Here is a 13,394-nt window from a genome sequence, read left to right as displayed (position 1 = left end):
TCCCCCGTGTCCCTCGATGATGCCTGCTCGCGGAGGGTCCCGGCCAGTTGTCCACAGGCCCGGCCGGCAGGGCCCGCCGGGCGCCGTCTCAGCCGGCCGCCACGCGCGCGTAGCGGCCCACCACGCGCAGGTCCTCGCCGATGCGCGCGGCGGCCTCGCGCAGCGCGGGCAGCAACTCGGAGCGGGACTGCTCCACGGAGCGGCGGCTGGCGTGCATGGAGACGTTGATCGCGGCGACCACCCGGCCGCCGCGGTCGCGTACGGGGACGGCGATGGAGCGCAGGCCCTCCTCCAGTTCCTCGCTGACCAGGGCGTGCCCCTCCGCGGTGACCCGGTCCAGGACTCCGGACAGCCGCTCCGCGTCAGTGACGGTGTGCCGGGTCAGTTGCGTGAAGTCCGTGCGGGCGAGATGCGCCGCGCGCTCCTGCGCGGGCAGCCCTGCCAGCAGGACGCGGCCCATGGCGGTCGCGTACGCCGGGAAGCGGGTGCCGACCGTGATGTTGACGCTCATGATGCGCACGGTGGGGACGCGTGCCACGTACAGGATGTGCTCGCCGGACAGGACCGCCATCGACGCCGAGTCGTGCACGGCCTCGACGAGCTCGGTCAGATGGGGCTGGGCGATCTCGGGGAGCGTCAGCCGCGACAGATGGGCGCAGCCGAGCTCCAGCACGTGCGGGGTGAGCCGGAACAGGCGTCCCTCGGAGGCGACGTATCCCAGGTGCTCCAGGGTGATGAGGGAGCGCCGTGCGGTGGCGCGGGCCAGCCCGGTGGCCTCGGCCACGGCGGTGAGCGGGAGTTCCGCGCGGCCTTCGCCGAAGGCGGTCAGCACCGCGAGCCCGCGGGCCAGGGACTCCACGAACTCCGGGCCCAGCTCCTGTTTGGAGGCCCGCGTCCAGGCGGCGGGGGACGCGCCCGCGGGGGAGGGGGCGGGCGAGACCGGGGGGCGGGACAGCGCCTCCTCCATGGCCGCGACCGTCTCACGGAGCCGGGGCAGCACGGCCTCGCGCAGCGACTCGGCGCTGTGCCTGCTGGTGTGGCTGACCACGCTGACCGCGCACACCGGCCGGCCGGCCGCGTCCCGTACGGGGACGGCGACGGCGATCAGCCCCGGTTCGATCAGCTGGTCGTCCGCGGACCAGCCGTGCACACGGGAGGCCGCGACCCGCTCCTCGAAGGAGGCGGCGGCGTCCTCGTGCCCGCGCGGCAGGGCGGGGAAGGCCGTGTCCAGCGGGTCCTCCGCGCGGCGCCGCCGCCAGCGCTCCCAGTCGCCGTCGTCCCAGCAGCCCGCGAAGAGCGCGCCGGGCGCGCCCCGCTCGGCGGGCAGCGGGTCGCCGATGCGGAAGGTGAGGGACATCGCGCGGCGGCGGGTCGCCTGGTGGACGAAGCGGATCCCGTCGCCGTCCGGCACGGCGATGGACACGGACTCGTCCAGGCCGTCCGCGAGGGCGTCGGCGAGCGGTCCCAGCAGGTCGGGGAAGCGGCTGGCGGCGAGGTAGGCGTTGCCGAGCTCCATCAGCCGCGGTGCGATGACGGCGTCCCGGCCCTCGACCCGCAGGTAGCCGATGCGGACGAGCGTGCTGACCACCCGGTCCACCGTGGACCGCGCCAGGCCGGTGGCGCGTACGAGATCCCCGACCGAGCGCCGGCCGCCGGCCGCCGCGAGCTCGCGCAGCACGGCGAGCCCCCGGACCAGGGGGCCGACGGCCTCCTGCGGCGGGGGAGCGGCGACGGTGGTCAGCGGTGTCATCAGCACTCCAGCGTGGCGAAAGGTCGTCGAAACCGTACCGCCCCGGAACGTTGACAGAGCGGGCGCCCGGGGATCAGACTCAGGCACAAGCAATTGTGAACTTAAGTTCACTGGACGAACAAGAAGGTGGCGCAGGATGGACAAGGTGGTCGCCTCGGCCGCTGAGGCCGTAGCGGACGTCCAGGACGGCGCGTCGCTGGCGGTCGGCGGCTTCGGCCTGAGCGGCGTGCCCAACACGCTGATCCAGGCCGTGTACGACGCCGGGACCAGTGGTCTCGCCGTCGTCTCCAACAACTGCGGCGCCCTCGACTCGGGCCTCGCGGTCCTGCTCGCCGCGCACCGTATCGCCCGTGTCACCGGCAGCTACATCGGGGCCAACAAGGAGTTCGCCCGCCAGTACCTGGCCGGAGAGCTGGAGCTCGAACTGATCCCGCAGGGCACCCTCGCCGAACGCCTGCGCGCCGGCGGCTGCGGCATTCCCGCCTTCTACACCCCGGCCGGCGTCGGCACCCAGGTCGCCGAGGGCGGGCTGCCCTGGCGCTACGACGGCGACGGCGGCGTGGCGCTGGCCTCCCCGCCCAAGGAGGTCCGCGAGTTCGACGGCGTCGAGTACGTCCTGGAACGCGGCATCACCACCGACTTCGCGCTCGTCCGCGCCGCCAAGGGCGACCGCCACGGGAACCTGGTCTTCAACAAGTCCTCCCGGAACTTCAACCCGCTCGCCGCGATGGCCGGCCGGATCACCGTCGCCGAGGTCGAGGAGCTGGTCGAGCCCGGCGAGATCGCCCCGGACCAGGTGCACCTGCCGGGCATCTTCGTCCAGCGCGTGGTGGCGCTCACCCCCGAGCAGGCCGCCGACAAGAAGATCGAATTCCGTACCGTCACCGCCAGGGAGGTGCAGGCCTGATGGCCTGGACACGAGACGAGATGGCCGCCCGCGCGGCCCTGGAACTGCGCGACGGCGAGTACGTCAACCTCGGCATCGGCCTGCCCACGCTGATCCCCAACCACCTCCCCGAGGGCGTCGAGGTCATCCTCGAATCCGAGAACGGCATCCTCGGCACCGGCCCCTTCCCGTACGAGGAGGAGGTCGACCCCGACCTGATCAACGCGGGCAAGGAGACCGTCACAGTCCTGCCCGGCGCGGCGTTCTTCGACTCCGCGCTGTCCTTCGGGATGATCCGCGGCGGCCACATCGACGCCGCCGTGCTCGGCGCCATGCAGGTCTCCGCCCGCGGCGACCTCGCCAACTGGGCAGTCCCCGGCAAGCTCGTCACCGGCATCGGCGGCGCCATGGACCTGGTCCACGGGGCCCGGCGGGTCCTGGTCACCATGACCCACACCGCCAAGGACGGCAGCCCCAAGATCCTCGAGGAGTGCACCCTGCCGCTCACCGGCCGGGCCTGCGTGGACCGGATCATCACCGACCTCGGCGTCCTCGACGTCACCGATGAGGGACTCGTCCTCGTGGAGACCGCCCCCGGCGTCACCGCAGAGGAGATCCTGGAGAAGACCGCGGCCCCGGTGCGCATCGCCGTCGCCGCAGAAGGGAGCGCCCGATGAGCGGGCAGCTGCGTGATGTGTACATCGTCGACGCCGTCCGTACCCCGGTCGGCAAGTACGGCGGCGCCCTGTCCGGGGTACGCCCCGACGACCTCGCCGCGCACGTCGTGGCCTCGCTCGTGGCCCGTACGCCCGAGCTCGACCCGGCCCGCATCGACGACGTCTTCTTCGGCGACGCCAACGGCGCCGGCGAGGACAACCGCGACGTCGCCCGAATGGCCGTGCTGCTCGCCGGACTGCCCGTCACCGTGCCCGGCACCACCGTCAACCGGCTCTGCGGATCCGGCCTCGAAGCCGTGGTCCAGGCGGCCCGCGCGGTCGCCGTCGGCGACGCCTCCATCGCCATCGCCGGCGGTGTGGAGTCCATGAGCCGCGCCCCCTGGGTGCTGCCCAAGCCGGAGCGCGCCTTTCCCGCCGGCCATCAGGAGATGTATTCCACGACCCTGGGCTGGCGCATGGTCAACCCGAGGATGGACCCGCAGTGGACCATCCCCCTCGGCGAGAGCGCAGAGCTGATCGCCGACCGGCACGGCATCACCCGCGAGCAGCAGGACGCCTACGCCCTCGCCAGTCACGAGAAGGCCGCCCGCGCGTGGAAGGACGGCCTGTACGACGCCGAGGTCGTCCCCGTCGACGGCGTGGACCTGCTCCGCGACGAGACGATCCGCGACAACACCTCCATGGAGGCGCTCGCCCGCCTCAGGCCGGCCTTCCGCAAGGAGGGCGGCACGGTCACCGCGGGCAACGCATCGCCTCTCAACGACGGTGCCGCGGCCCTGCTCATCGTGGACGAGGAAGGACTGAAGGCCACCGGACGCGAGCCGCTCGCCCGCGTCCGCACCTCCGCCGTCACCGGAATCGAGCCGCAGTACTTCGGCCTCGCCCCCGTCGAGGCCGTCCGCAAGGCCCTGGCCAAGGCCGGCAAGGGCTTCGGCGACCTCACCACCCTCGAGCTCAACGAGGCCTACGCCTCGCAGGTCCTCGGCTGCCTCGCAGGCTGGCCCGAGGTCGACCCCTCGATCGTCAACCCGCGTGGCGGCGCGATCGCCATCGGCCACCCGCTCGGCGCCTCCGGTGCCCGCATCGCCGGTGCCGTCGCCCACCAGCTCGCCGCCGCGGGCTCCGGCACCGGTCTGGCCGCGCTGTGCATCGGCGTCGGGCAGGGCATCGCCCTGGTCATGGAAAGGTAGGAGGCTCGGCGCATGACGACCCCCCTCACCCAGGGCGACATCTCCGCAGAGATCGCCGACGAGCGCGCGGCCTACGCCAAGCGCCTCGCCGACGGCGGCGCGGTGGAGGACCACCCCAGCCGCAGTTACCCGCCGTACCGCAGCAGCCTGCTGCGGCACCCCAAGCGCCCGCTGGTCGCCGCCGGCGCCGCCGCCGGTGACCCCGAGGCCGTCGAACTGTCCGGTCCGGTCTTCGGCGCCACCGACGTCACCGCCCTCGACCACGACCTGACCCGGCAGCACCAGGGCGAGCCGCTCGGGGAACGCATCAAGGTGACCGGGCGCGTCCTGGACCGCGACGGCCGGCCCGTCCGCGGTCAGCTCGTCGAGATCTGGCAGGCCAACGCCTCCGGCCGGTACGCGCACCAGCGCGACGACCACCCCGCCCCGCTCGACCCCAACTTCACGGGCGTGGGCCGCACCCTGACCGGGGACGACGGCACGTACGAGTTCGTCACCGTCAAGCCCGGCGCGTACCCCTGGCGGAACCACGTCAACGCCTGGCGCCCGGCGCACATCCACTTCTCGCTCTTCGGCACGGCCTTCACCCAGCGCCTGGTCACCCAGATGTACTTCCCGGGGGACCCGCTCTTCGCCTACGACCCGATCCTCCAGTCCGTCACCGACGACTCCGCCCGGCAGCGGCTCGTGGCGACGTACGACCACGACCTGTCCACCCCCGAATGGTCGCTCGGCTACCGCTGGGACATCGTCCTCGACGGCCCGGCCGCCACCTGGATCGAGGAGGGCCGATGACCTCGCAGGCACCCGCCCCCACCCCGTCGCAGACCGTCGGTCCCTTCTACGGCTACGCGCTGCCCTTCCCCAAGGGCGGCGACCTCGCCCCCGCCGGGCATCCGGACACCGTCACCGTCCACGGCTGGGTCTACGACGGTGCCGGGCAGCCCGTCCCCGACGCGCTCATCGAGGTCTGGCAGCCGGGCCCCGACGGCTCCCGCCACGGCGCCCCCGGCTCGCTGCGCCGCGACCCGGTCACCGGTGCGGTCGTCGGGCGCGACGGCCTGGTCTTCACCGGCTTCGGCCGCATCGCCACCGACGCCGACGGGCACTACGTGATCCGCACGCTGCCGCCCGGCGGCGTCCCCTATCTGTCGCTGATCGTCTTCGCCCGAGGCCTCCTGCACCACCTGCACACCCGGGCCTATCTCACCGACGCCCCCGGTGATCCCCTGCTCGGCGCGCTGGAGCCGGAACGGCGCGCCACGCTGGTCGCCGCCGCGGACGGCGAGCGCGTGCACCGCTTCGACATCCGCCTCCAGTACGACGGAGTCCACGAGGAGACGGTCTTCCTTGCCTTCGACTGACCCCGCCGCGGACGTCGGCCTGCTCTCCCCGGGCCGGGCCGGCTCGGCCGCCGAGGAGGCGACCGGCGACGCGGCCTTCGTACGGGGCATGCTCGACGCCGAGGCGGCGCTGACCCGGGCGCAGTCCGCGCTCGGGCTGGCGCCCGCCTCCGCGGGGGCCGCGGTGACCGCCGCCGCTGCCGAGTCCGGCCGGTTCGACGCGCGCGACCTCGCGCTGCGCGCGCGATCCGGCGGCAACCCGGTGATCCCGCTCGTGGCCGATCTGACGGCCGCGGTGGGGGAGCGGGACTCCGACGCCGCCGCCTTTGTGCACCGCGGCGCCACCAGCCAGGACATCCTCGACACCGCCGCCATGCTCGTCGCGTCCCGGGCGCTGGACCCGGTCCTGGACGACCTCGCCGCCGCGGCCGGCGCGCTCGGGCGGCTCGCCGCCGAGCACCGCGACACGCCGATGGCCGGGCGCACCCTGACGCAACACGCCGTCCCCACCACTTTCGGCCTCAAGGCGGCGGGCTGGCGCGCCCTCGTCCTCGACGCCCACGACCGCCTCACAGCCGTCCGCAGCGCCCTTCCCGCACAGCTGGGCGGCGCCGCCGGCACACTCGCCGCGTTCCACGCCTTCGCCGAGGCCGACGGCGCCGGCGGAGCGTCTCCCGAGGCCGGTCTGCCGCTGCTCGCCGCCTACGCCGCCGAGACGGGGCTCGCGGAGCCCGTGCTGCCCTGGCACACCCTGAGGACGCCGGTCGCCGACCTGGCCGGGGCCCTCGCCTTCACGGCGGGCGCGCTGGGCAAGGTCGCCGCCGACGTGCTGGTGCTGACCCGCACCGAGATCGGCGAGGTCAGCGAGGGCACCGGCGGCGGTTCCTCCGCCATGCCCCACAAGGCCAACCCCGTCCGCGCCACCCTCATCGCCGCCGCGGCCCGCCAGGTGCCCGCACTCGCCTCCGTGCTGTACGGCTCGCTCGCCGCCGAGGACGAACGTCCGGCCGGTGCCTGGCACGCCGAATGGCAGCCCCTGCGCGAGGCCCTGCGCCTCGTCGGCGGCGCGGCGCGCGACGCCGCCGAACTCGCCGCAGGCCTGCGCGTCCACCCGCACCGCATGCGCGACGGCCTCGAGGCGACCGGGGGCCTCGTGGTCACCGAACGTCTCGCCGCGGCCCTCACCGCCCTGATCGGCCGCGGCGAGGCCGAGTCCGTCCTCACCCGGGCCTCCCGACGTGCCGTCGAGGAGGGGATCGACCTCGACGACGCCCTCGTGGAAGAGCCCGCCCTCGCAGGTCTGCTGCCCAAGGAACGCCTCCGGGACCTCACGGACCCCACCCGCTACACGGGATCCGCCGGTGTCCTCGTCGACCGAGCCCTGCGCCGCCCCGGCCCCGCGGGAGGGCCGCCGTGACCCCCGCGCCCTGTCCGGACGCCCGCCGATCGGGGTACCCCATGTCTGAAGGCCAGGGGCGCCCGGGCACCTGCCCGGTCGCCGGGCCGCACCGTGCCGTGACACCGCAAACGGCCACCGGCACCATCCGGGAGGAGCCCGCATGAGCACGCCGTACGAGGCCACCGGGCCGCGACTGCCGCATCACCGGGTGGACGGAGCCGCGGGCCTCCCGCCGCTGATCCTGGGTCCCAGCCTGGGCACCTCGCTCGCCGTGTGGGACCCGCAGATCCCCGCCCTCACACGCGGCCACCGCGTCATCCGCTGGGACCTGCCCGGTCACGGCGGCAGCCCCGCCGCGCTGCTCCCGGAGAACGGCACGGTCGAGGACCTCGCCCGCTCCGTGCTGGCCCTCGCCGACGCGCTCGGCGCCGACCGCTTCGCGTACGCCGGCATCTCCCTCGGCGGAGCCGTCGGGACCTGGCTGGCGATCCACCACCCGGAACGGGTCACCGCGCTCGCGATCGTCTGCTCCTCCGCCCGCTTCGGCGAACCGGACGGCTGGCGGGAACGCGCCGCCCTGGTCAGGGCGAAGGGCACGGGACCGGTGGCCGACACGGCGGCAGGCCGCTGGTTCACCCCCGCCTTCACCGACGACCCGGCCGCCGGCGCTCTCGTGGACGACCTGCGCGCCGCCGACCCGGAGGCGTACGCCACGCTCTGCGACGCGCTCGCAGCCTACGACGTACGCGCCGACCTGCACCGGATCACCGCGCCCACCCTCGTCGTCGCGGGCCGCGGGGACCCCGCGACCCCGGTCGCGGACGCCCGCGCCCTCGCCGACGGCATCCCCGGCGCGAGCCTGACCGAGGTCGCGCACGCCGCGCACCTGGCGGGCGTCGAGCGCCCGGCCCCCGTCCTCGCCGCGCTCCTGCAGCACTTCGCCTCCGAGCCGACCGCCGACGACGGCGCCCGCCACACCGAGGGCATGGCCGTCCGCCGCGCCGTGCTCGGCGACGCGCACGTCGACCGGGCGATCGCCCGCACCACCGCCTTCACCGCCCCCTTCCAGGACTTCATCACCCGCTACGCCTGGGGCGAGATCTGGACCAGGCCGGGCCTCAGCCGCAGGACCCGCAGCTGCATCACCCTCACCGCGCTGGTGGCCCGCGGTCACCTCGAGGAGCTGGCGATGCACGTGCGCGCCGCCCGGCACAACGGCCTCACCTGGGAGGAGATCCAGGAGGTCCTGCTCCAGTCCGCCGTCTACTGCGGCGTGCCCGCGGCCAACGCCGCGTTCGCCGTCGCGAACCGCATCCTCGAAGAAGAGGAGTAGGAGAACACATGCAGCACCACACCACCGTCGGCATCGTCGGCGGCGGCCCGGCCGGCCTGCTGCTCGCCCGGCTGCTCCACAACTCCGGCATCGACTGCGTCGTCCTGGAGAGCCGCGAACGCGACTACGTCGAGCAGCGTCAGCGCGCCGGGATCCTGGAGCAGGGCACGGTCGACGTGCTGCGCTCGTCCGGCGCGGGCGAGCGGCTGGACCGCGAGGGCCTGGTCCACGAAGGCATCGAACTGCGCTGGAACCGCCGCTCCCACCGCGTGGACTTCCCGGCCCTGACCGGTGGCCGCCGCGTGTGGGTCTACGCGCAGACCGAGGTCGTCAAGGACCTGATCACCCTCCAGCTCAAGGACGGCGCGCCGCTGCTCTTCGGCGCCCAGGTGCGTGCGGTCGAGGGGGCCGACACGGACCGTCCGGTGGTCCGCTACCGCCACAAGGGCCAGGACAAGACCCTGACCTGCGACTACGTCGTCGGCTGCGACGGCTTCCACGGCGTGACCCGGGACGCGGTCCCGCAGAGCGCCCGGCGGACGTACGAGCGGGTCTACCCGTACTCGTGGTTCGGGATCCTCGCCGACGTCCCGCCGTCCTGCGATGAGCTGATCTACGCCCACTCGCCGCGCGGCTTCGCCCTGCACAGCATGCGCTCGCCCAAGGTCAGCAGGCTGTACCTGCAGGTGCCCAACGGCACCGACCCCGCCGGCTGGTCCGACGAGCGGATCTGGGACGAGCTGGACGCCCGGTTCGCCGTCGACGGCGACTGGAAGCTGGAGCGCGGGCCGATCACCTCCAAGGCCGTGCTGCCGATGCGCAGCTTCGTGACGGAGCCGATGCGCTGGGGCCGCTTGCTGCTCGCGGGCGACGCCGCGCACATCGTGCCGCCGACCGGTGCCAAGGGCCTCAACCTGGCAGCCGCCGATGTCATCGTGCTGGCCAGGGCCTTCGCCCACTTGAAGGAGACCGGCTCCGCCGACCTCCTCGACGCCTACTCCGACACCTGCCTGCGCCGGGTGTGGCGCGCCGAGCACTTCTCCTGGTTCATGACCACGACCCTGCACACCGACCCGGCGCAGAGCGACTTCGACACCCGGCTGCAGATCTCCCAGCTCGACCGCATCGCCGCCTCACCGCACGCGGCGGCCGAACTGGCCGAGAACTACGCGGGCCTGGAGATCGGCTAGGCCTCGGGCGGTATCCGGCGGTATCCGGCCGCCACCTGTGCGCGGGCCCCGGTACCCGTGCCCCGGGCAAGACCGCGCACCTATTACGCCTTGCTTACGGGGCGGCCCCGGCGGTCCGTGACCGCACCGCATGGGATTACCGTGAGACGTATGGACGGCAAGGGCACGCCGGTCGGCCGGCGCGTGGTGCTCGGGATGCTCGGGCTGGGCGCTCTCGGGGTGGCGCTCGGCAGCCGCGCGCAGGACGGGCTGGACTCGGCGCTCTCACAGGTGGCGGGCAAGGATCCGACCGGGCTCAGCGGGCTGCTCCCCGGGGGCGGCGGCTTCCGCATCTACAACGCGGCGAACTCCGTCCCCCACCGGGACGCGACGGACTACCGCCTCACCGTCTCCGGGCTCGTCGACCGGCAGGCCGGCTACACCCTCGCCGACCTGCGGGCCATGCCGCAGACCCGGCTGGTGCGCGATGTCCAGTGCGTGACCGGATGGCGCGTCCCCGGCACGCCCTTCGAAGGGGTGCGGCTCTCCCACCTCCTCGACCTCGCGGGGGTGCGCGACGGCGCCGGCGCCGTGCGCTTCACCTGTTTCGACGGGGTCTACAGCGAGAGCCTCACCCTCGAACAGGCCCGCAGGGACGACGTCCTGGTCGCCCTGAAGATGCAGGACAAGCCGGTCACCACGGCGCACGGCGGCCCGGTCCGGCTCTATGTGGCGCCGATGTACTTCTACAAGTCCGCGAAGTGGCTGTCGGGCATCGAGGTCACCCGGGACGTGCGGCCCGGCTACTGGGAGAACTACGGTTACGACGTCGACGCCTGGGTCGGCCGCTCGAACGGACGGCACGATGACCCCACGTCCTGAGACCGTGCGCCGGTTCACCCGCAGTGAGCGCTGGGTGCACCGCACCACGGCCGCGCTCATGCTCGTCTGCCTTTTCACGGCTGCGGCCCTGTACCTGCCGCCGCTCGCCGAACTCGTCGGCCGCAGGCGCCTGGTGGTCACCGTCCACGAGTGGGCGGGCATCGCCCTGCCGCTGCCCGCTCTCGCCGGCCTCGCCTCCCGCGCCTTCCGGCACGACCTGCGACTGCTCAACCGCTTCGCCTCGTACGACTGGGGCTGGTTGCGCGACGCGCTGCGCCGGGTGCCCCACGACCGGCGTGCGGCAGGCAAGTTCAACGCGGGGCAGAAGCTCTATGCGTCCTTCGCCGCGGGCGCGGCCCTCGTCATGCTCGGCACCGGACTGCTGATGATGTTCCCCCATCTGAGCAGCGTGGTGTGGCGTACGGGCGCGACCTTCGTCCACGACTGGCTCGCCCTCGCGGTGGCGGCGGTGGTCGCGGGCCACATGTGGATGGCGGCCAATGACCCGGAGGCGCGACTGGGGATGCGCACCGGCTTCGTCACGCCGGAATGGGCGCGGCGCCACCATCCGCGGTGGGAGCACACGGAGTCCGGGGAATCCGAGGACCGGCCCCGCACGCCCGCCGCCTGACGCCTCGTCGGGGACGCTCGGCCCGGCCCGCCGGGGGCCTGCGGGCCCGAGGCGAACTGAACCAGACAACGGTGTCGGCCTCTTGACGTGCCGTCGACGATTGCCGTCGACGGCACGTAGTCATGTTCATGCAATTTTTGCCGACCGGCATCTACTCGCATAGACCCTCGCGGCTCCATCCTGACTTCGCACACCAGTACCACCAGTTCGGTTCCGCATCCGGTTGCACCACCATGCCCGCGCGTCACAACGCGCCCGTCAGTGACTGGAGACCCATGCGCCGAATCACCACCGGCTTCGCCGCCACCGCGGTCGCGGCCGTCGCCACCGTCGTCTTCACCGTCCCCGCCCAGGCCGCTCCCGCCGACAAGGCCCAGGTGCTGTCGAGTTGGACCCAGACCAGCGCGGCCAGCTACAACGCCTGGTGGTCCGCCCGCCAGAACCAGGGCGCCTGGGCCGCCTACGGCTTCGACTGGTCCACCGACTACTGCAGCAGCTCCCCGGACAACCCCTTCGGCTTCCCCTTCCAGAACTCCTGCGCCCGCCACGACTTCGGCTACCGCAACTACAAGGCCGCCGGCACGTTCTCCGCCAACAAGAGCCGCCTCGACAGCGCCCTCTACGAGGACCTCAAGCGCATCTGCGCCAACTACAGCGGCGCCACCGCGACGGCCTGCAACAGCACCGCCTGGACCTACTACCAGGCGGTCAAGGCCTTCGGCTGATCCGCGCACAGAGCGGCCCGGCACCGGCCGTTCCGGTGCCGGGCCGCTTCGGGGGCTGGGTCAGCCGATCGTGCCGGACTTGGCGATCTCGACGCGGGCGCTGGTGGAGCCGGTGCGCGAGCCGAGCGACTCGATCTTCTTGACGACGTCCATGCCCTCGACGACCTCGCCGAAGACCACGTGCTTGCCGTCGAGCCAGTCGGTGACGATCGTGGTGATGAAGAACTGCGAGCCGTTGGTGTTCGGGCCCGCGTTGGCCATGGAGAGCTGGCCGGGCTTGGTGTGCTTGAGCTGGAAGTTCTCGTCGGCGAACTTCGCACCGTAGATGCTCTTGCCGCCGGTGCCGTTGCCGGCGGTGAAGTCACCGCCCTGGAGCATGAAGTCCGGGATCACGCGGTGGAAGTGCGAACCCTCGTAGCCGAAGCCGTGCTCGCCGGTGGCGAGCTCGCGGAAGTTCCGCGCGGTCTTGGGGACCACGTCGTCGAAGAGGGTGAAGACGATCCGTCCGGCGGGTTCGCCGTCGATCGTGATGTCGAAGAACACGTCGTTGCTGTTCATGCCCCCATTTTCGCATCAAGGTCGCCGCACCCTTGACGCGCCCCGCGGAAACGCGCTTGACGGGCGCCCGGCCGGGGCACCACCATCCGGGGCATGCCCGAACCCGTGATCTTGGAAGGCAAGCACGTCCGCCTGGAGCCGCTGAGCGCCGCTCACACCGACGGGCTGCTCCGCGCCGCCGCCGAATCCCGCGAGACCTACGCCTTCACCAGGGTGCCGAGCGACCGCGACGCGATGGCGCAGTACATCGAGGAGGCCCTTCAGGACCAGGCGGCAGGGGAGTCGCTCCCCTTCGTCGTACGGGAGGTCCAGCGCGACACCCTGGTCGGCTCGACGCGCTTCCTCGACCTCGATCACTGGACGGCCACCCCCGCCTGGCCCGCGGGCCGCACCGTTGCCCGCGTCGGCGCCGTGCCCACGGTCGCCGAGATCGGCAGTACCTGGCTCGCCGCCTCCGCGCAGCGCACCCCCTGCAACACCGAGGCGAAGCTGCTGCTGCTCACCCACGCGTTCGAGGAGTGGGGTGTGCTCCGCGTCACCCTCAAGACGGACGCGCGCAACACGCGTTCCCGCACGGCGATCGAGCGCATCGGTGCCCGCTTCGAGGGCATCCGCCGTGCCCACACCCTCGCCGTCGACGGCACCGTCCGGGACAGCGCCTACTACTCGATCCTCGGCGAGGAATGGCCCGGTGTCCGTTCGGCCCTGGAGGCCCGGCTCACCTGATCGCCGCGGCGGGGAGTGCCCGCGGCGGGAACCGACAACGGCCGGGCCGGCTCCCGAGCCAGGCCCACTTGTGACCGCCCTGGTCGGCCTGCAGCTCAGCGACGCCGCCGACCACGAGGACGTGG

General features: G+C 73.3%; 14 protein-coding genes. 12 read left to right on the top strand and 2 right to left on the bottom strand.

Translation table 11 applies throughout. The features are described 5' to 3' along the window. Nucleotides 1-88 precede the first annotated feature (88 nt). Nucleotides 89-1,750 carry an IclR family transcriptional regulator domain-containing protein gene (locus tag ACWDAS_RS31185; protein ID WP_450397696.1) on the bottom strand — a complete coding sequence of 554 codons (1,662 nt, stop codon included), beginning with the start codon at nucleotides 1,748-1,750 and terminating at the stop codon, nucleotides 89-91. Between the two features lie 136 nt (nucleotides 1,751-1,886). Between ACWDAS_RS31185 and ACWDAS_RS31180 the strand changes: the two genes are divergently transcribed. The 11 genes from ACWDAS_RS31180 (at nucleotide 1,887) to ACWDAS_RS31130 (ending at nucleotide 11,985) form a co-directional block, all read left to right on the top strand. Further along, nucleotides 1,887-2,657 carry a CoA transferase subunit A gene (locus tag ACWDAS_RS31180; protein ID WP_450397694.1) on the top strand — a complete coding sequence of 257 codons (771 nt, stop codon included), beginning with the start codon at nucleotides 1,887-1,889 and terminating at the stop codon, nucleotides 2,655-2,657. Then, on the top strand, nucleotides 2,657-3,313 hold the full coding sequence (locus ACWDAS_RS31175; protein WP_450397692.1) for a CoA transferase subunit B: 657 nt from the start codon (nucleotides 2,657-2,659) through the stop codon (nucleotides 3,311-3,313). The genes ACWDAS_RS31180 and ACWDAS_RS31175 overlap by 1 nt, the downstream gene beginning before the upstream one ends. Continuing rightward, nucleotides 3,310-4,503: a thiolase family protein gene (locus ACWDAS_RS31170; RefSeq protein ID WP_450397691.1), complete on the top strand. Its 1,194-nt coding sequence runs from the start codon at nucleotides 3,310-3,312 to the stop codon at nucleotides 4,501-4,503. The genes ACWDAS_RS31175 and ACWDAS_RS31170 overlap by 4 nt, the downstream gene beginning before the upstream one ends. Before the next feature lie 12 nt (nucleotides 4,504-4,515). Then, complete coding sequence (pcaH, locus tag ACWDAS_RS31165; RefSeq protein WP_450397689.1) at nucleotides 4,516-5,298, top strand: protocatechuate 3,4-dioxygenase subunit beta; 783 nt, start codon at nucleotides 4,516-4,518, stop codon at nucleotides 5,296-5,298. Then, nucleotides 5,295-5,867, top strand: a complete 573-nt coding sequence (gene pcaG, locus ACWDAS_RS31160) for a protocatechuate 3,4-dioxygenase subunit alpha (RefSeq protein WP_450397687.1) — start codon at nucleotides 5,295-5,297, stop codon at nucleotides 5,865-5,867. The genes pcaH and pcaG overlap by 4 nt, the downstream gene beginning before the upstream one ends. After that, nucleotides 5,854-7,263, top strand: a complete 1,410-nt coding sequence (pcaB, locus tag ACWDAS_RS31155; protein ID WP_450397685.1) for a 3-carboxy-cis,cis-muconate cycloisomerase — start codon at nucleotides 5,854-5,856, stop codon at nucleotides 7,261-7,263. Before pcaG ends, pcaB begins: the two co-directional genes overlap by 14 nt. A gap of 142 nt (nucleotides 7,264-7,405) precedes the next feature. Further along, entirely contained in the window at nucleotides 7,406-8,578 is a 1,173-nt protein-coding gene (gene pcaDC, locus ACWDAS_RS31150; protein ID WP_450397683.1) for a bifunctional 3-oxoadipate enol-lactonase/4-carboxymuconolactone decarboxylase PcaDC, read from the top strand. A gap of 8 nt (nucleotides 8,579-8,586) precedes the next feature. Continuing rightward, the gene (locus tag ACWDAS_RS31145) at nucleotides 8,587-9,768 is read left to right on the top strand and encodes a 4-hydroxybenzoate 3-monooxygenase (protein WP_450397681.1); all 1,182 of its coding nucleotides are present in this window, start codon (nucleotides 8,587-8,589) and stop codon (nucleotides 9,766-9,768) included. Nucleotides 9,769-9,918: 150 nt separating this feature from the next. Then, nucleotides 9,919-10,629, top strand: a complete 711-nt coding sequence (locus ACWDAS_RS31140) for a molybdopterin-dependent oxidoreductase (protein ID WP_450397679.1) — start codon at nucleotides 9,919-9,921, stop codon at nucleotides 10,627-10,629. Further along, complete coding sequence (locus ACWDAS_RS31135) at nucleotides 10,613-11,260, top strand: cytochrome b/b6 domain-containing protein (RefSeq protein WP_450397678.1); 648 nt, start codon at nucleotides 10,613-10,615, stop codon at nucleotides 11,258-11,260. Before ACWDAS_RS31140 ends, ACWDAS_RS31135 begins: the two co-directional genes overlap by 17 nt. A gap of 275 nt (nucleotides 11,261-11,535) precedes the next feature. Next, the gene (locus ACWDAS_RS31130; protein WP_450397677.1) at nucleotides 11,536-11,985 is read left to right on the top strand and encodes a phospholipase; all 450 of its coding nucleotides are present in this window, start codon (nucleotides 11,536-11,538) and stop codon (nucleotides 11,983-11,985) included. Nucleotides 11,986-12,045: 60 nt separating this feature from the next. Here the strand turns inward: ACWDAS_RS31130 and ACWDAS_RS31125 are convergent, their stop codons facing one another. Continuing rightward, nucleotides 12,046-12,543, bottom strand: a complete 498-nt coding sequence (locus ACWDAS_RS31125; RefSeq protein WP_450397675.1) for a peptidylprolyl isomerase — start codon at nucleotides 12,541-12,543, stop codon at nucleotides 12,046-12,048. Between the two features lie 93 nt (nucleotides 12,544-12,636). Between ACWDAS_RS31125 and ACWDAS_RS31120 the strand changes: the two genes are divergently transcribed. Beyond that, entirely contained in the window at nucleotides 12,637-13,269 is a 633-nt protein-coding gene (locus tag ACWDAS_RS31120; protein WP_450397673.1) for a GNAT family N-acetyltransferase, read from the top strand. The last annotated feature ends 125 nt before the right edge of the window (nucleotides 13,270-13,394 follow it).

Source organism: Streptomyces sp. NPDC001070, assembly GCF_053598835.1.
The sequence above is the reverse complement of the archived record's forward strand: the minus strand, read 5'-3'. Positions and strand labels throughout refer to the sequence as shown.